Consider the following 16,586-nt stretch of genomic DNA (forward strand, 5'->3'; position numbering starts at 1 on the left):
CCCGTCTGCAGTATAGCTCCCGCCCAGTATCCTGCAGGTATGCGTTTCTTCGGCCCCGCCCTATCGGACAAGCACCCATGAGCAGTCCAACGTGGAAGGACGCTTCCGGCAGAATCCTTCTCTTCCGGCGGCCGTTCCATAAGTACTCCCTGCGGGGCCGCGTAACGCTAAGCCAGATGCCGCTCTCGGTAACGGCTGGTATCACCGCGTTCCTGATTTTGGCTTTCTTCCCAGAGACGCTCATGAATCCGTTATTCATCAGCTTCTTGTTGTCGCAGGGGATCATTCTGCTGCTTTGTTACGCCGTGCCGTGGGACAAGCTGCCGTACCCGGCGTTCCTGGTGCTTCCGATCCTGGACCTGGTCTCGATCGCGCTCGGCAGGGAGGGCGGCCAGGACAGCCTGACCGGAATCAGCCTCATGGCTGTCTTCCCGGTGATCTGGCTATGCGCCTCAGGGGTATTTCCCAAAACCGCGGTGGGGATTTCCTTTTTCGGCCCATTGGCCATCATTTGGGTGCCGCTGATGATCCGTGGGGATGTGACGGGACAGGACCTGGCCAGGTCCTTCCTCCTTCCGGTCATGATGCTGGGGATCGGCGTTTCGGTGACGGTGATGACCCTCAGCATGGTCCGGCAGCAGCGCGATCTGGAGGAAAAGGACGCCCAGCTGCGCGGGGTGCTCGATGACAGCAAGGGCCAGGAGCGGCTGCTTAACACCGTGCTGGATACAGTGCACCTGGGCGTGCTCGCCGTGGATGCCGACGGCAATGACATCCTGATGAACCGAAAGCAGCGTGCCCATCACAAGCTGGCGACTCCAGCCGGCAACGCCGATCCCAATGAATCCGAGCTTCTGGTCTTCGCGGCCGACCGCAGCACGCTTGTTCCCGTGGAGCAGCGGCCCGTCCGGCGTGCCATCCTGGGCGAGGAGTTCACCGATTACCTCGTCTGGCTCGGCCACGGCAGCGAGCAGCGAGCCATCACGACGAGCGCCAGGCCCATGAGGGACCAGGACGGGAACTTCGCGGGTTCGGTCATCGTGTTCAGCGACGTCACCGAACTCGTGAATGCCCTGGCGGCCAAGGACGACTTCGTCTCCAACGTCTCCCACGAATTCCGGACCCCGCTGACCTCGATCCTGGGCTACGTGGAACTCATGCTGGATGACGACGACGACCTGACGGAGTACCAGCGCGGGCCGCTCGAGATCATCCACCGGAACTCGGAGCGGCTCCTCACCCTGGTTTCGGATCTCCTGTCCAGCAGGAACGGACAGTTGATCGTCAGCCCCCTGGCCGTGAACGTGGCGGACCTGGTCCGGGCCAGCGTCACAGCCGCACTGCCGCGGGCCGCCGTTTCGGGCATCCGGCTGATGGCGGACGCCCCCGACAGGGTGGCCGCCCACGTCGATCCAGCCCGTATTTCCCAGGTGCTGGATAACCTGGTGTCGAATGCCATCAAGTACTCGCCGGACGGCGGTGACGTGATGGTTTCGCTGAGGTCCGAGGACGGGCACGTGGTCTGCAGCGTCAGCGACACCGGGATGGGGATGAGTGAACACGACCAGGAGGAGGTCTTCGCCAAATTCTTCCGCTCGGCCGCTGTCCGCAATTCCGCGATTCCCGGGGTGGGGTTGGGACTGTCCATCAGCAAGGCCATCGTGGAAGCCCACGGCGGCAGCGTTTCGCTCCACAGCGAAGTAGGGGAAGGCACCACTTTCACTTTTGCGGTGCCGGCCTAGCGGTGCCGACTGAACCAGTGGTGCCGACCTGAACCAGCGGTGCCGGCGGGCTGCCTTCGGTCAGGCCCGGTGGTGCTCGATCAGCCATCCGGCGAGCTGGCGCGCCCGCATGGCTGCCTCAAGGTCACCTTCGGCGGCGGAGATGATGGAGCCCTTCATCAGGATGTGCCATGACCGGGAGAAATCCTCGGTGCGCTCGAGACCGGCCTCGTCCGCAAGCTGCTTCACGTGGCCGCGGATCTTTGCGAGGTAATCGATGCTCGCCCGGCCCAGCGGATGCGTGGAGCCCATTTCCAGGAGCACGTTGATAAAGGAGCACGCCTCGAAGTCGGTGCGGCGGAACCAATCGGAGAAAACATCGAAGATCGAAAGCAATTGCTGCTCGGGCGTGTCCGCCCGGCGCCGCGCTTCGCCCACAATTGCATTGACCGTCCACACGCGGTCGCGCTGCTCGAGGAAAGCCAGCACCAACTCGTCCTTGGAGGCGAAGTGGCGGTAGAAGGTGGCCTTGGCGACGCCTGAACGACTGATGAGTTCATTGATGCCGACGTCGCGGACGCCTCGGCGCGCAAAGAGATCATAGGCCGCGTTGACGATCCGTTCCCGCATCCCGGCTGCACCGGCCGTGGCCGCACCGGGCGCATCGGAACCCGAGACCGTGGGAACCAAAGCCGGGGCATCTATGCCTGCGGCATCCAATCCAGCGGCACCGGCCAGGGAAGCGTCGGTTTCCGGGCCGGACTGTAGCCCGCCGGAAGGAAAAATTCCGGCGCGCGGTGATCCTGAACTGTATGAATCGGCCATTGCTAATATCCTATCGCAAAAGCGAGACAGACTTGTCTGTCCTGCGATATGGTTTTCAAAGGTCATCTGTCCTTTTTGGACCCTCGAATTTGGCGGGCCGCGAAGTCGACGCATCGAGAACTGAATTATCAAGAACGTGACGCACCGCTTATGCGGAATAAGCCGCACGTGAATTGCCAGACGTCCGGGAGAATGACATGTCGCAGGAACTGATTCCGGTGGAACTGCGGTACTTCTCGGACTTGCCGGCGATGCCCCCGACGGTCTGCGCGGCACAGGACCCGGACCTGGTCCCGCTCCGGCGGCAGGTCATGGGAATCATTTGGTCGATTCTCGGCGATCCCGCCCCGGAAGGCGCCTGCATCCGAAGCCGGCTGCGTGAGTGCCTCGCCCAAAACGCCGGCCGCCCCGAGAAAGCCCTCCTGGATCACCTGCTGTCCCTGCACGGCCGGCCCGAGGACGATCAAGCAGAATTCCCCTAGCGCGTGATGCTCGCCTGCCGCACCACTTCTCCCCAGGACTGCTCAGCCAAATCAGTTATTGCGGCCAGAATCTCCGACGGCGGCAGGGACAGGTCCAGCGGAAACTCCACGATGTCGATATCCGTGTTGAGGATCCGCCTTAGCTTTATTTCCCCGGCCCCGGCATAAATCAGCCAGGCTGTGGGCACGCGAAGTGCGGTGCAGTAGGCCAGCATCTGGAAATGGTCCGCCGACAGCGATGCGCCATGGTCCGAACGGGCCCTGTACTGCGCATCGTACACCACCACGGGCCGGCCGCCCAGCAGGTGCACAGCATCGGGCCGCACCGTCAGCCGGTCCGAATCCCGGACGGCCTCGTTCAGCATGGCGTCGAACTGCAGCCTCATTTCACCCGGAAAGGCCGTCATGGCCTGCCGCAGCGCCGCACCGACGAAGTCCTCGAAGACCTTGCCCATGTCCACCACGAAGGATGCTGTCTGGTGCCGGCCCTCCCCTGCCTCGGCGGAAGAGTTGCGGAGGATCACCTCGGCCAGCCGGAGCGCCGCGTGGTACCGGGTGTTCATTCTGCTGGGCCGCCACGGCGGCAGTGGAGCGCCGGACTGAAGCCGGGTGGCGGCGTCGAGCTTTCCCTTGAGCTGCCGCAGCCGGCTGAGCACGTCGGGCCGTACCCCGGGGACACGGGACATGCGTTCCAGGCCGGCACGCAGGATCCGGTTCTCCGCGATGTCCTCGGTGAATTCGTCGTAGGACACCTCCAACGGCACCAGCATGCCTGGCCGCCGCGAAATCTGGTCCGAGATGCGGATCCGGCCCTTCACCGTCCTCAGGGATTCGTCCACGGTGAGGTAGCCCTGCAGCACGCCGCGCTGCAGGGCACGCTCGGCGAGCTGCGCGAGGGATGACGCCAGCGCGCTCCACAGCTCGGTGTCCTCGGCGGCGGCGACGGGATCGTCGCGGAACCCCTGGTCGCCGGCGAAGCTGAGGAGGAAGAGCAGCCTGCTGAGCCCCAGCCTCCCCTTGGGCCGCACATCGAGCTGCACCAGCGGCGTCCGCACGGATCCCACCATGCCCACCGGCTCGATACGATAGAGGCCCATGCCCATGGGCGAGGCCTTCGCCAGTCCGCTCGCGTTCAGGAACGCCGCGCTGGCAGCATCCAGCTTTTCCACCACGCCGCCGGACAGCTCGTCCACCACGATGTGCCGCGGCGCGGTTGCCTGGCCGCGGCCGGCTGCGGGACTAGCGATCCGCAAGGCGTCCCAGCAGCTGGTCCAGCCCGAAGCGTTCTTCCAGCTGCGCGCGGTTCAGCTGCCCGTGATAGTGCTCCTCGAGCAGCGGCATGAGCTCGTACTTCCAGATCCGGCGCAGCCCTGCAGGGGTCTGGGCGGCCTTCTTCATGAAGTAGGACGGCCCGATCATGAGGTCGCGGTCCCACTCGTCGATCGCATCGTTGAGAGCGTCCAGCAGCAGGGCCGGGGTGGTGTCCAGCTGCCGTGCCTCCAGGAACCTCAGCAGCGACCCCTTCACCGGCTCGGTCTTGGGATGCAGCTCAATGAACGCGAAGCGGCGGCGGATGGCGGCGTCCATCATGGCGATGGAGCGATCTGCGGTGTTCATGGTGCCGATGATGTACAGGTTGTCCGGGAGCGTAAACGGCTCGTTGGGGCTGTACTGCAGGTAGATGCGGTCGTCGCGGTATTCCAGCAGGAAGTACAGTTCGCCGAACACCTTGGCCAGGTTGGCGCGGTTCATCTCGTCGATGATGAGGAAGAACGGCTTGGACTCGTTGCCGGGCTTCGCAGCTTCCTCGGCCAGCCGGCGCAGCGGCCCGGCAACCAGTTTGAACGACACCTGGCCCTCATCGGTTTTGTCCGGCCGGTAGCCTTCGAAAAAGTCCTCGTACGCGTAGGAGGGGTGGAACTGCACCAGTTTCACGCGCTCGTCGGTGCTGTCCTGGGCGAGCTCGGCCGCCAGGTGCTTGGCGAGGTAGGTCTTGCCGGTTCCCGGCGGGCCGTAGAGGACCAGCTGGCGGTTTTCCTCCAGCAGTTCGGCGATCTCCTGCAGCGGGTCCAGGTCCATGTGGAGCGAGTCCGCGAACTCTTGCGTCAGCGGACGGAACCCGTCCTGGACGGAAAGGGCGACGGCGGCCGGCTCGGTGCCGCCGTCGGGCTCCGTTTCCGCCCTGTCTCTTATACACATCTAGATGTGTATAAGAGACAGCGCCTGCACCACGCGGGTCACTGTCTCTTATACACATCTCCGGCGGTGGCGAGCTGGCGCTGGACGTGGCGCGGCAGGTCGGCGGTGGCGTGGGCCTCGTCGAACCAGCGGACCTTGCGGCGCATCCGGCGGTTGTCCTCGTTGTGGTCCGGCTCGCCCAGGACGACGCCGATCCGGACTGCCCCTGAGCTCTGGTAGAGCGCCAGGTCGCCCGGCTTCATGACGGTCAGGAAAGCGAAGACCGCCGTCTTCGTGTCCTCCCGCTCCACGTAGCCGAGGTGCTTGTAGTCCTCGTCCACCGCGTGCTGGACCAGCCCAGCGGTGACGCCGGCGTCCAGCAGGCGGAGGTGTTCGACGCCGAGGGTGACCTTCTCCTCGTCCTGCCAGGCGGTGAGGAGTTCGGCGTTGTCGTGATGGGTGCGCAGCAGCCAGGCCCGGCGGCCCGGGTCCCCCACCTTCCGCCACTGGCTCACCAGCTGCCGGGAGTACCAGTCGATGCGCTGGCCTGCCTGCTCATCCAGGTGCAGGCGGATGCGGCGGATGTCGGCCGTGACTTCTTCGTCGCTGTCTCCCTTGGCACCGCCCACGAGGGAGGCGAAGGCGTCCCGGATCTCCTGGCGTTCGACGTCAGCCACCACGGGTTCGAAGTAGCTGGGCCACGCCAGGTATTCGACGCTCCGCCGGATGGCCGGCTGGTCCTCCGGCGTGCCCGCGGCCAGCACATGGAAGGCCAGCGGATCCTTGAGCGCCTTGTTGATGGCAGGGGCGGGCTGCTGGTCCACGTGCTGCACAAACCGGCACAGCCACTTCAGGTGGTCCCAGATGGTCCAGTTGAACTCGGCCGTCCGGTCCCGGATAACGCCGTGGTCGGTCATGCCCTGGTAGAGCTCGTCCGGAAGCTTGAGCGCGGGCTCCAGCCAGGACGCGGCTTCGGCAACCCTGGCCCGCTTGACCTTGAGCGATTTCACCTCGTGCGCCAGCGGCAGCGACTGCAGGAACAACAGTTCCACGGCCAGCAGCTTCGCCGCGCGGGAGGCGTCCTCAAGGTTGTGCCGCAGGTTGGTCATCATGGGCGCCTTGGCGTCGGCCACTCCCCGCTGCAGCCGTTCCAGGACCTCCGCGGCGGCGTCCGACGTCCACGTCTGCGTGCGCCCGTCCATGGCCGAGGGCTTGCCCTGGAGCCCGGCCCCGAGCACGAACCATGCTGCGTCTTCGATTTCTTTGGAGATTCCGAGGGCACGGGGCAGGGGAGGCTTCGTGGCGGGGGTCATGCCTCCAAATTTACAGGCTTAAGCTGAACGCCAGCACCACGCCGGCCGGGAAAGCTACCTCCGGGTAGCCTCTGGCAGGGGCTTCCGGCCGAACGCGAAGTAGCTGCCGGGGCCGATGAAGTTGATCAGCGTGACCATCCGCCAGACGGCTTTCGAGCCGCGGATCTGTTCCGCGGGCCGGCGTGAGATGTCCCGCTGGGCGGCCGCGAGGAATGCCAGCTGCAGCACGCCCACAATCACCGTCCCAATGCGCGCGGCCGGAGGCATGTCCTTCCAGGATGTCTTCTTCTTTTTCACAGCTGCGGCTCCCTTTCCACGGTTAAGGCTCCCTGCGTTCGGTGAAGGGCTCCAGCCGCTGCTTCTGCTCCGGCGTCAGCCTCAGGACCCTTCCGCTGGCTTCATCAACGAAGGCGAGATGACTTGAGGCCTTCACACAATCGTCGCGAGTTACGGGGTCCTGCACAAGGTAGTGAATGTCGAAACTGGCACCCTTGACGGCACCGATCCACACCTGGACCACCGCGGGGACGTTCCGGTACTCAAGCGTCTTCACGTACCGGATGCGGTGGTCCACGATGAGCGCCATGGTGCCCGCGGGAACATCGTTGAATAGGGAGACGTGCGGTTCAACGCCGGGCAGTCCGGCGCCGCGCGGCGGACCGAAGGCGCCGATGCGGGCTTCCTCCAGCATGCGGACAATCTGCACGTTGTTGATGTGCCCGTAGGCGTCCATGTCGCCCCAGCGCATCGGGACGAGCACCTCGATGCGCCGGGGGTCGGGGCTTCCGGATCCGGCCGCGCTCAGCTGTGCACCGCCGTCGAGTCGTCCACGGGCGTTTCCTCAGCATCCGCGCCGGCGAACTGGGACATGTACAGCCGGTAGTAGGCGCCTTCGGACGCCAGGAGGGCCTGGTGGTTGCCCTGCTCCACGATCTTGCCGTTCTCCATCACCAGGATGGTGTCGGCATCGCGGATGGTGGAGAGCCGGTGGGCGATGACAAAGCTGGTCCGGTCGGTGCGCAGCGCCGCCATGGCCTTTTGCACCAGGAGTTCGGTGCGGGTGTCCACGGAGCTCGTTGCCTCGTCCAGGATCAGCAGTGACGGGTTGGCCACGAAGGCCCGGGCGATGGTGATGAGCTGCTTTTCGCCGGCACTGACGTTGTTGCCCTCTTCGTCGATGACGGTGTCGTAGCCGTCCGGAAGCGCCCGGACGAAGCGGTCCACGAACGTGGCCCTGGCCGCCGCCATGATCTGGTCCTCGGTGGCGTCGAGCTTGCCGTACCGGATGTTGTCGTAGATGGAGCCGCCGAACAGCCATGCATCCTGCAGCACCATGCCCACCTTCGAACGGAGCTCGGCCCTGCTCAGGTGTGTGACGTCCACGCCGTCCAGCGTGATGGAACCGGAGTTGAGCTCGTAGAAGCGCATGACGAGGTTCACCAGGGTGGTCTTGCCGGCGCCCGTGGGCCCGACGATGGCCACGGTGTGCCCGGGCTCGGCCGTGAAGGACAGGTGCTCGATGAGCGGCTTGTCCTCGGTGTAGCTGAAGGTGACGTTCCGGAATTCCACGTGCCCGTCGGTCTTGGCCGGCAGGTGCTCGGTGGCGGTCTCGGGGTCCTGCTCGTCCGCGTCCAGGAACTCGAACACGCGCTCGGCCGAGGCCACGCCGGACTGCAGCATGTTGGCCATGCCCGCCATCTGGCCCAGCGGCTGGGTGAACTCGCGCGAGTACTGGATGAACGCCGTGGCGTCGCCCAGGCTCATGCTGCCGGAGGCAACGCGCAGGCCGCCCACCACGGCGATGCCGACGTAGCTCAGGTAGGAAACGAACTGCATGACCGGGAAGATGATGCCGGAGACGAACTGGGCGCCGAAGCTGGCCTTGTACAGGGCCTCGTTCCGCTCCTCGAAGCGCTCCAGCATGTCGGCGTCGCGGCCGAAGACCCGCACCAGGTCGTGGCCCGAGAAGGACTCCTCGATCTGGCCGTTGAGCTCGCCCGTGTTCTTCCATTGCGCGGCGAACAGCTTCTGGCTGCGCGCGCCGATCATGCCGGCGGCCACGCCGGACAGCGGCAGTGCGATCAGGGCGATAAGGGCCAACTGCCACGAGACGATGAACATCATGATGACAATGCCTAGGACCGTGAGCACCGAGCTGATCAGCTGGGCGAAAGCCTGCTGCAGCGCCTGCTGGACGTTGTCGACGTCGTTCGTGACCCTGGACAGGACATCGCCGCGCTGGCGGGTGTCGAAGTAGTTCAGCGGAAGCCGGTTGAGCTTCTTTTCGGTGTCGTCGCGGAGCTGGCGGATGACCTTCATGACAATCCGGTTCAGCACGTAACCCTGTAGCCACAGGAAGATGTTGGCCACGAAGTACATGAGCAGCACTGCGGAAATCAGGACGGTCAGCTTCTGGAAGTCGATTCCGGTGCCAGGGACGAGCTCCATCCGGGAGATCATGTCGGCGAAGTTGTCCTGGCCCTGCGCCCGCAGGCCCTCGACGAACTGCTCCTTGCTGGCTCCGCCGGGGAGCTGCTTGCCTACGACGCCGCCGAAGATGACGTCCATGGCCTGGCCGAGCACCTTGGGCGCGATGACGTTAAGAACCACGGACACGATGACCATGGCCACCACGACGTAGATGCCCGCGGCCTCGGGCTTCAGCAGCCTCAGGAGCCGCTTGGCGGAGGGCCAGAAGTTCTGGGCCTTCTTCGCCGGCATCGCGCCGAACATGCCGCCGTCCGCCTCGGAAGGCTTGTACTCCTCCTCGACGAAGTCGTCGTCCTCCAGCTCCGTGGCGTCCGTGGCCGGCTGCTCCGCGAGTGATGCTTTATCCAGGCGTGCGCCCTTCTTGTCGGCCGTCATGCCACTTCCTCCACGCTCAGCTGGGACTCAACAATTTCCTGGTAGGTGGGCGATGTTTCCAGCAGTTCATCGTGCGTGCCGCGGTCCACGATCCTGCCGTTGTCCAGGACCAGGATCTGGTCCGCGTCAGTAATGGTGGAAATCCGCTGCGCCACGATGATCACCGTGGCGTCGGCCGTGGTGGGCTTCAGGGCTGCGCGGAGCCGGGCGTCGGTGGCGACGTCCAGGGCCGAGAATGAGTCGTCGAAGAGGTAGACCCTGGGTTTTGTCACCAGAGCCCGGGCGATGCACAGGCGCTGGCGCTGTCCGCCGGAGACGTTGGTGCCGCCCTGGGCGATCCGGGACGCGAGGCCGTTTTTCTTGTCCCGGACGAATCCGTCGCCCTGCGCCACGTGCAGGGCGTCCCAGAGTTCCTCGTCGGTTGCCTCGGTTTTGCCGAAGCGCAGGTTGTGCTCGATGGTTCCGGAGAAAAGGTAGGGCCGCTGCGGTACGAGGGCCACGCGTCTGGTGATCTCGGCCCGGTCCAGCTTGCTGACGGAGACGCCGTCGAGCAGCACCTCGCCTTCGGCGATGTCGTACAGCCGGGGCAGCAGGGACAGCAGCGAGGATTTTCCCGCGCCCGTGGAGCCGATAATCGCCACGGTCTCCCCCGGGCGGGCGGTGAAGCTGATGTTGCTCAGGACGGGGGCTTCCGCCCCGGGATAGGCGAACGTGACGTTCCGGTATTCCACGACGCCTTCCAGTGCCGCGGGCGTCTCCGGGTGTGCGGGGTCATGGATGGAGGGCTCGACGTCGAGCACCTCGCCGATGCGGTCCGCGCACACCGACGCGCGGGGAATCATCATGGCCATGAACGTGCCCATCATGACGGCCATGAGGATCTGGAGCAGGTACTGCAGGAAGGCCGTCAGGGAGCCGACCTGCATGTCGCCGGAGTCCACCCGCTGGCCACCGAACCACAGCACGGCTGCCGTGGAGAGGTGGAGGATCATGCCGATGGCCGGGAACATGAGGACGAACAGCGCTCCGATCTTCAGGGAGACGTCCGTCAGTTCCTTGTTGGCCTCGCCGAAACGCTCGGTTTCGTAGGGCTCCCGGACGAAGGCCCGGACCACGCGGATGCCGATGATCTGCTCGCGCAGGACCTCGTTGATGCGGTCGATCTTCTTCTGCATGGACCGGAACAGCGGCATCAGGCGGACCACGATGTAGCCGACGACGACGATGAGCACCGGCACCGAGACCCACACCAGCCAGGACAGGCTGATGTCCTCCCGGAGGGCCATGATGATGCCGCCGATGCACATGATGGGGGTGGAGACCATGAAGTTCAGACCCATGAGCACCAGCATCTGCACCTGCTGGACGTCGTTGGTGCCGCGGGTGATCAGCGTGGGTGCACCGAACGTGTTGACGTCCTTGGCGGAGAAGCTGGTCACCTTGCGGAAAACGCCGCGGCGCAGGTCGCGCCCCACGGCCATGGCCGTCTTGGAGCCGAAGTACACACCAGCGATGGCGGCGCCCACCTGGATGAACGCCACCACGAGCATGACGCCGCCCGTCCGCCAGATAAAGTCGGTATCGCCGCGGGAAACGCCTTCGTCAATGATTTGGGCATTAAGGCTTGGCAGGTAGAGGGCCGCGATGGTGGACGCCAATTGAAAAACAATAACGGCCAATATGTACGGCATATACGGTTTGGAATAGCGCCGTATGAGGGTGACGAGCATGCTCACGGATCCTTTGGGAGAGAGCGCGAATTGGTACTGGAAGTAATATCAGCCCGGTCTGACATCCTAGGCCTTCCCACTCTACGAAATCCGTTGCCCGTGCGAAACATCGGCAGGCGAAGATCATCCCCACGGAGTACGCTCGGGGCGCGCAGCAGGCTGCGGGTCAGTTGCGCGCTGAGGTGAGTTCCGCCGTCGGGCTTTCCTGCCGTGCTTCACGCGGCTGTACTTCACGCTCCGCCGCCTCACCGGTGCCGGCCGGACCCTGCGCGGCATCTGCGGCGTGGGTGGCGGGCTGGATGTCCACTGTGCGGCGCAGCGGGCGCTCCGTGATGAGCAGGACGGCGATGAGCGCCACCACGGCAATAACGCCTGCGATCAGGAAGATCTCGGCCGTTGCGTCGCCGTAAGCTGCCCGCATGATGTCCCGCACGGGGGCAGGCATGTCGGCGAGGTCGAGCGTAGCCCCTGCCGATCCGCCGCCCACGGGGATGCCGGCCGCTGCGAATCCCTGGGCGGCGAGTTCCTTGACGCGGTTTCCGAGGACGGCGCCCAGGACCGAGACGCCGATCGCGCCGCCCACGGACCGGAAGAAGGCCACGGATGCGCTGGCGGTGCCGATGTCGCGTGCGCTGACGGTGTTCTGGACGGCCAGGACGAGGTTTTGCATCAGCATGCCGAGCCCCAGGCCCAGGATGGCCATGAAGATGCCGGCCTGCCAGAGTTCGGTGGTGTGGTCCATGGTGCCGCCGAGACCCAGTCCGCCAATGAGGAGAATGGAGCCCACAACCAGGTAGCGCTTCCATTTGCCGGTGCGGCTGATGAGGAGTCCTGAAACCACAGAGCCGATCAGGTTGCCGGCGATCATGGGCAGGGTCAGCAGGCCGGCCTCGGTTGGCGTGGCGCCGCGTGCAACCTGGAAGTACTGGCCGAGGAAGGTGGAAGAGCCGAACATGGCCACTCCGACTGCGACGGAGGCGACGATGGCCAGTGCTGTGGTGCGCTCGGAAATGATCTTCAGCGGGATGATGGGCTGGGCCACCTTGGACTCCACGAACACCAGCAGCGCGAGCAGGAGCACGCCGCCGCCCACCATCAGGGCCGACTGCCAGGACCACCAGTCGTAGTAGTCAGGGTTACCCGCGAACGAAACCCAGATCAGCAGGAGGCTGACGCCGGACGTGAGCAGGATGGAACCGAGCCAGTCGATCTTGGCGGGACGCTTGATGTGCGGGATCTTCAAGGTGATCTGGAGCAGAACCAGGGCGACGACGGCGAGCGGCACGCAGACGAAGAATGTCCAGCGCCAGCCCAGCGGGCTGTCGACGATGAAACCGCCGAGCAAGGGTCCGCCGGCAGTGCCGACGGCCATGACGGCGCCCATGTAGCCGGAATACTTGCCGCGGTCGCGCGGCGGAATCATGGATCCGATGATCGCCTGTGCCAGCGCCGTCAGCCCGCCCATGGCCACGCCCTGGATAACGCGTGCAGTCAGTAGCAGGGGGATGGTTGCGGACAGGCCGGCCATGACCGATCCGGCGACGAAAATCACGATGCTGAGCTGGACCAGGACCTTCTTGCTGAAGAGGTCGGCGAGCTTGCCCCAGATGGGCGTGGTGGCCGCGTTGGCCAGCAGCGCTGCGGTGATGACCCAGGCGAAGTCGGTCTGCGTGCCCTTCAGCTCAGACATGATGGTGGGCAGCGCATTGGCCACGATGGTGCTGCTGAGGATGGCGGTGAAAAATGCGGCCAGGAGGCCGGTGAGGGCTTCCATGATCTGGCGATGGGTCATCGCCGCGGGCGGCGCAGATGTCTGGATCGACACTGAATCTCCTAGAAAGTGGGGTTCGTTGTGATGGGTCCGGCCGTCTTTGCCCGGGCGGAGTCCCTGAGGGATCCCGCGAGATTGCGGAGAACTCGCGCCGTCTCCTCGGCGTCCTGCTGGCTCCATCCCTGCAGGTAACCCTGCAGGGTGGCGGTGCGGTGCTCCTCGATTTCGACCAGCCTGGCCCGCCCCGCCTCGGTGAGGGCGACGAGCTGCGCCCGCCCGTCCTCGGGGTCGGGCCTGCGGTGGACCAGCCCCAGCTCTTCGAGTTCGGCGATGTGCCGGCTGAGGACGGGTGCGCTGACTCCCAGCCGCGCGGCCAGGTGTGTTGCGCGGGACTCCTTCTCCCCCACGAACCGCAGGACCCCCTGCAGCGCCACCCCGGTGTCCAGGCCGCGCGCATTGGCGACAGCAACGCACCGGACTGCCCGCTGAAGGTCGAAAATCTGGTGGACTAGTTCTGCCGCGGTGTTTGGCTCGACTGCCATGACGGACTGCTCCTAATCGCTTGCCTTAGGCAACTATACCCTTAAATGGTTGCTTTAGGAAACTAACTGCTCTGCCGGCCGGTAAACCTGCCCTTAAACACGAAGCGCGAACCGGCAGCTAATGACCTCAAATTCGTGCTGAGAGGTCATTAGCTGCCAGTTCGCGCTGAGTTGTTCGCGCTTAGGAGGTTGCTGGTGCGGCTACGGGGCCAGGTGCGTGGGGGCGAACATCTGGAGCAGGGTTTCGACGACGACGACGTTCGGGCCGTCCGCGGCGAAGCCCGCCTTGAGCGCGTCCCCCACGTCCTCCGGCGCCACCCGGGTGGCCGGCACGCCGAACGCCTCGGCGAGCTTCACGAAGTCGGGCCGGGCCAGTTCGGTGGCCGTGGCCTTGCCGAACGCCCCCACCATGTACTCGCGCAGGATGCCGTAGCCGCCGTCGTCCACGATCAGCCACGTGACCGGCACGTTGTGCTGCTTGGCCGTGGCCAGTTCCGAGATGGAGTACATGGCCGAGCCGTCTCCGGACACGGCCAGCACGCGCGCCGAGGCGCCGGACTTGCCCACCGTCTCCAGCCCCACGGCGCCGCCGATGGCCGCCGGGAAGCCGTAGCCCAGGCCGCCGGCGCCCTGGGCCGAGTGGAACTGCCCCTCGCGGGCGTCCCAGCAGCTCCAGCCCCAGTAGGCAGAGATGGTCATGTCCCAGAACGTCTGCATCTCCGGGGGCACGGCTTCACGGATATCGGCCATGAATTTGAGCTCTTTGCCGAGGTCCTGGGATTCAAGCCGTTCCCTGACCTTGGCCACCGATTCCCGGACCAGGTCCTCGGGCGGTGTGCCATGCCAGTTGGCGCGTTCCCCGTGCGGCTCGATCAGTGCCGCGTCCAGCGCCGCGAGGGCCTGGCCGGCGTCGGCGCGGATGCCCAGGCCGGGCCTGTTGGACTCCAGGACGCGCGGTTCGGCGTCGATCTGGATGATCCTGCCGCGCGGTTCGAAGGTGAAGTAGTTCGACGTTACTTCACCCAGCGACGAGCCGACAACGATCAGGACGTCGGCGTCCTCGAGCAGGTCCGTCATGTGGCGGTCCTCGATCCAGGACTGCAGCGACAGCTCGTGGTTCCATGGGAAGGCGCCGTTGCCGCCGGGGGTGCAGATGACCGGGGCGCGCAGCTTCTCCGCGATGGAGAGGAGTGACTTTTCCGCCCGGCCGCGGCGCGTTCCGCCGCCGGCGATGATGGCGGGACGTTCCGCCGTCGACAGCCATTTGACCGCTTCGCGGACCAGCTCGACGCGCGGCGGGTTGTCCGCCGCTTCCGCGAGCGCATCCTCGACGGGCGGCACCATGATGGGGTCCAGCAGCACGTTCTGCGGGATTTCGAGCCAGACAGGGCCTTGCGGTGACGAGATCGCCTCGGTCCAGGCATCCTGGATGGCCGACGGGATGCCGGAGGCGTGCTGGATCAGCCGCTGGCTCTTGGTGACGTTCGCGGCCGAGGCCTTCTGGTCATCGAGCTGGTGCAGCATGCCCTTGCGGCGCGCGCCGAGGCCCTCGAGCGGGATCTGGCTGGCGATGACCACCATGGGCACGCCGGTTGCATAGGCCTCCTGCAGCCCGGCGAGCGAGGTCAGCGCGCCCGGGCCGGTGGACAGGAACAGCACGCCGACTTCGCCCGTGGCACGGGAGTAGCCGTCCGCCGCGAAGGCACTGTTGTTCTCCACGCGTGAGGATACGAAGTGGAGGTTTCCGCGCCCCATGGCGTCAAAAAGGCCCAGGGCGTGCTGGCCGGGAATGCCAAAGACAGTCTTCGCGCCCAGGGCTTCAAGGGTTTCGACGACGAGATCCCCGCCGTTGCGGACGTCCGTCCCCTTGGTGGGGGCTGCCGTCCCGGGGTCGAAGTCGATCACTTGACGGCCCCCGCTGCCTCGGAGATCTCGATGCGTTCGGCGGCCCGGTTCGGCGCTCCCGGGGCGGCGAACCCGGCCGGGCGCCGCGCTTCCTGTCCCAGGGACTGGGCGGCGTAGCCGGTGTCGGCACCAAACCGGTCCCCTGCGACGGTGTTGTCCGCCATCAGGGTCACCAGTTCGTAGGCCACGTGGCTGGCGGCGACGCCCGTGATTTCCGCATGGTCGTACGCGGGGGCGACTTCCACGACATCGGCACCCACCAGGTTCATGCCGCGGAAGCCGCGGATGATCTCGAGCAGCTCACGGCTGGTGATGCCGCCGGCCTCGGGGGTGCCGGTGCCCGGGGCGTGGGCGGGGTCAAGGACGTCGATGTCAACGGAGATGTACAGCGGGCGGTTGCCGATCCGGTCCCGGACCTTGGCCACGGTCTCGAGGACACCCTGGTAGTAGACGTCGGCCGAGGTGACGATGCCGAAGCCGAAGCGGTGATCGTCGTCGAGGTCCTTCTTGCCGTACAGCGGGCCGCGGGTGCCGATGTGGCTGATGGCCTCGGTGTCCAGGATGCCCTCCTCCACCGCACGGCGGAACGGGGTGCCGTGCGTGTATTCGGCCCCGAAGTAGGTGTCCCAGGTGTCCAGGTGCGCATCGAAGTGCAGCATGGCCACAGGCTCCCCGGCGCGCTCGGCGGCGGCACGGAGGAGCGGCAGGGCGATCGTGTGGTCCCCGCCCAGGGTGACCAGCTTGCTGCCGGCGGCGGTGAGGTCCAGGGCGTTCTGCTGGATGGTCTCAATGGCCTCGTTGATGTTGAACGGGTTGACGGCCATGTCGCCGGCGTCGGCCACCTGGCAGTTTTCGAACGGGCTGACGTCCCAGGCCGGGTTGTACGGGCGGAGCAGCCGGCTGGCTTCGCGGACGTGGTTGGCGCCGAAACGCGCGCCCGGGCGGTAGGAAACACCGGAGTCGAACGGCACGCCGACCACCGTAATGTCCGCCTTGGACACCTGGTCCAGGCGGGGCAGGCGGGCATACGTGGCCGCCCCGGCGTAGCGGGGAATACGGGATGAATCGATGGGGCCAAGGTTGCCGTTGGCTTCGATGCGCAGCTCTTCCAAAGGAACGCCTCTCCTTCGAGGATGAAAGGTTGGGTGTGACAGCCATCATACACTCAAAGTTTCCTAATGCGCATCATCTGTTTACAAACATCTCCGACGGCGGGGTATGCGGCACTGCGGGGCATGAACGCGCGGCGGACGG

The 16,586-nt window shown here is 65.7% G+C and carries 12 protein-coding genes and 1 pseudogene; 2 read left to right on the plus strand and 11 right to left on the minus strand.

Annotated features, from left to right (window positions below; all coding sequences use genetic code 11):
• Nucleotides 1-77: 77 nt before the first annotated feature.
• Entirely contained in the window at nucleotides 78-1,742 is a 1,665-nt protein-coding gene (locus B1A87_RS14010; protein ID WP_078028576.1) for a cell wall metabolism sensor histidine kinase WalK, read from the plus strand.
• A 60-nt stretch (nucleotides 1,743-1,802) separates the two neighbouring features.
• Here the strand turns inward: B1A87_RS14010 and B1A87_RS14015 are convergent, their stop codons facing one another.
• Nucleotides 1,803-2,351 carry a TetR/AcrR family transcriptional regulator gene (locus tag B1A87_RS14015; RefSeq protein WP_078028609.1) on the minus strand — a complete coding sequence of 183 codons (549 nt, stop codon included), beginning with the start codon at nucleotides 2,349-2,351 and terminating at the stop codon, nucleotides 1,803-1,805.
• A gap of 392 nt (nucleotides 2,352-2,743) precedes the next feature.
• Between B1A87_RS14015 and B1A87_RS14020 the strand changes: the two genes are divergently transcribed.
• Nucleotides 2,744-3,028: a hypothetical protein gene (locus tag B1A87_RS14020; protein WP_078028575.1), complete on the plus strand. Its 285-nt coding sequence runs from the start codon at nucleotides 2,744-2,746 to the stop codon at nucleotides 3,026-3,028.
• Here B1A87_RS14020 and B1A87_RS14025 read toward each other — a convergent pair.
• The 10 genes and pseudogenes from B1A87_RS14025 to speB all read right to left on the minus strand — a co-directional run bounded on the left by B1A87_RS14025 (nucleotide 3,025) and on the right by speB (nucleotide 16,444).
• Nucleotides 3,025-4,281 carry an McrC family protein gene (locus B1A87_RS14025; protein ID WP_260680852.1) on the minus strand — a complete coding sequence of 419 codons (1,257 nt, stop codon included), beginning with the start codon at nucleotides 4,279-4,281 and terminating at the stop codon, nucleotides 3,025-3,027. The two genes, B1A87_RS14020 and B1A87_RS14025, sit on opposite strands and share 4 nt — an antisense overlap.
• Nucleotides 4,268-6,519: pseudogene (locus B1A87_RS14030) on the minus strand (McrB family protein). The gene B1A87_RS14025 and the pseudogene B1A87_RS14030 overlap by 14 nt, the downstream one beginning before the upstream one ends.
• A 54-nt stretch (nucleotides 6,520-6,573) precedes the next feature.
• Nucleotides 6,574-6,816 (minus strand): PLDc N-terminal domain-containing protein, encoded by a 243-nt coding sequence (locus tag B1A87_RS14035; RefSeq protein ID WP_347033966.1) that lies wholly within the window; start codon nucleotides 6,814-6,816, stop codon nucleotides 6,574-6,576.
• Nucleotides 6,817-6,838: 22 nt separating this feature from the next.
• Complete coding sequence (locus B1A87_RS14040; protein ID WP_078028606.1) at nucleotides 6,839-7,267, minus strand: thioesterase family protein; 429 nt, start codon at nucleotides 7,265-7,267, stop codon at nucleotides 6,839-6,841.
• Nucleotides 7,268-7,320: 53 nt separating this feature from the next.
• Nucleotides 7,321-9,384 carry an ABC transporter ATP-binding protein gene (locus B1A87_RS14045; protein ID WP_078028573.1) on the minus strand — a complete coding sequence of 688 codons (2,064 nt, stop codon included), beginning with the start codon at nucleotides 9,382-9,384 and terminating at the stop codon, nucleotides 7,321-7,323.
• Nucleotides 9,381-11,114, minus strand: coding sequence for an ABC transporter ATP-binding protein (locus tag B1A87_RS14050; RefSeq protein WP_078028572.1), 1,734 nt, complete (start codon nucleotides 11,112-11,114; stop codon nucleotides 9,381-9,383). Before B1A87_RS14050 ends, B1A87_RS14045 begins: the two co-directional genes overlap by 4 nt.
• Nucleotides 11,115-11,280: 166 nt before the next feature.
• Nucleotides 11,281-12,906, minus strand: coding sequence for an MFS transporter (locus B1A87_RS14055; protein WP_313902507.1), 1,626 nt, complete (start codon nucleotides 12,904-12,906; stop codon nucleotides 11,281-11,283).
• A gap of 41 nt (nucleotides 12,907-12,947) precedes the next feature.
• The gene (locus tag B1A87_RS14060; protein WP_078028571.1) at nucleotides 12,948-13,427 is read right to left on the minus strand and encodes a MarR family winged helix-turn-helix transcriptional regulator; all 480 of its coding nucleotides are present in this window, start codon (nucleotides 13,425-13,427) and stop codon (nucleotides 12,948-12,950) included.
• 201 nt (nucleotides 13,428-13,628) lie between these two features.
• On the minus strand, nucleotides 13,629-15,332 hold the full coding sequence (locus B1A87_RS14065; RefSeq protein WP_078028570.1) for a thiamine pyrophosphate-binding protein: 1,704 nt from the start codon (nucleotides 15,330-15,332) through the stop codon (nucleotides 13,629-13,631).
• Nucleotides 15,329-16,444, minus strand: coding sequence for an agmatinase (gene speB, locus B1A87_RS14070; RefSeq protein WP_078028569.1), 1,116 nt, complete (start codon nucleotides 16,442-16,444; stop codon nucleotides 15,329-15,331). The genes B1A87_RS14065 and speB overlap by 4 nt, the downstream gene beginning before the upstream one ends.
• Between the last annotated feature and the right edge of the window lie 142 nt (nucleotides 16,445-16,586).

Origin of the sequence: Arthrobacter sp. KBS0703, from assembly GCF_002008315.2 — a bacterium.
Lineage (GTDB): Bacteria > Actinomycetota > Actinomycetes > Actinomycetales > Micrococcaceae > Arthrobacter.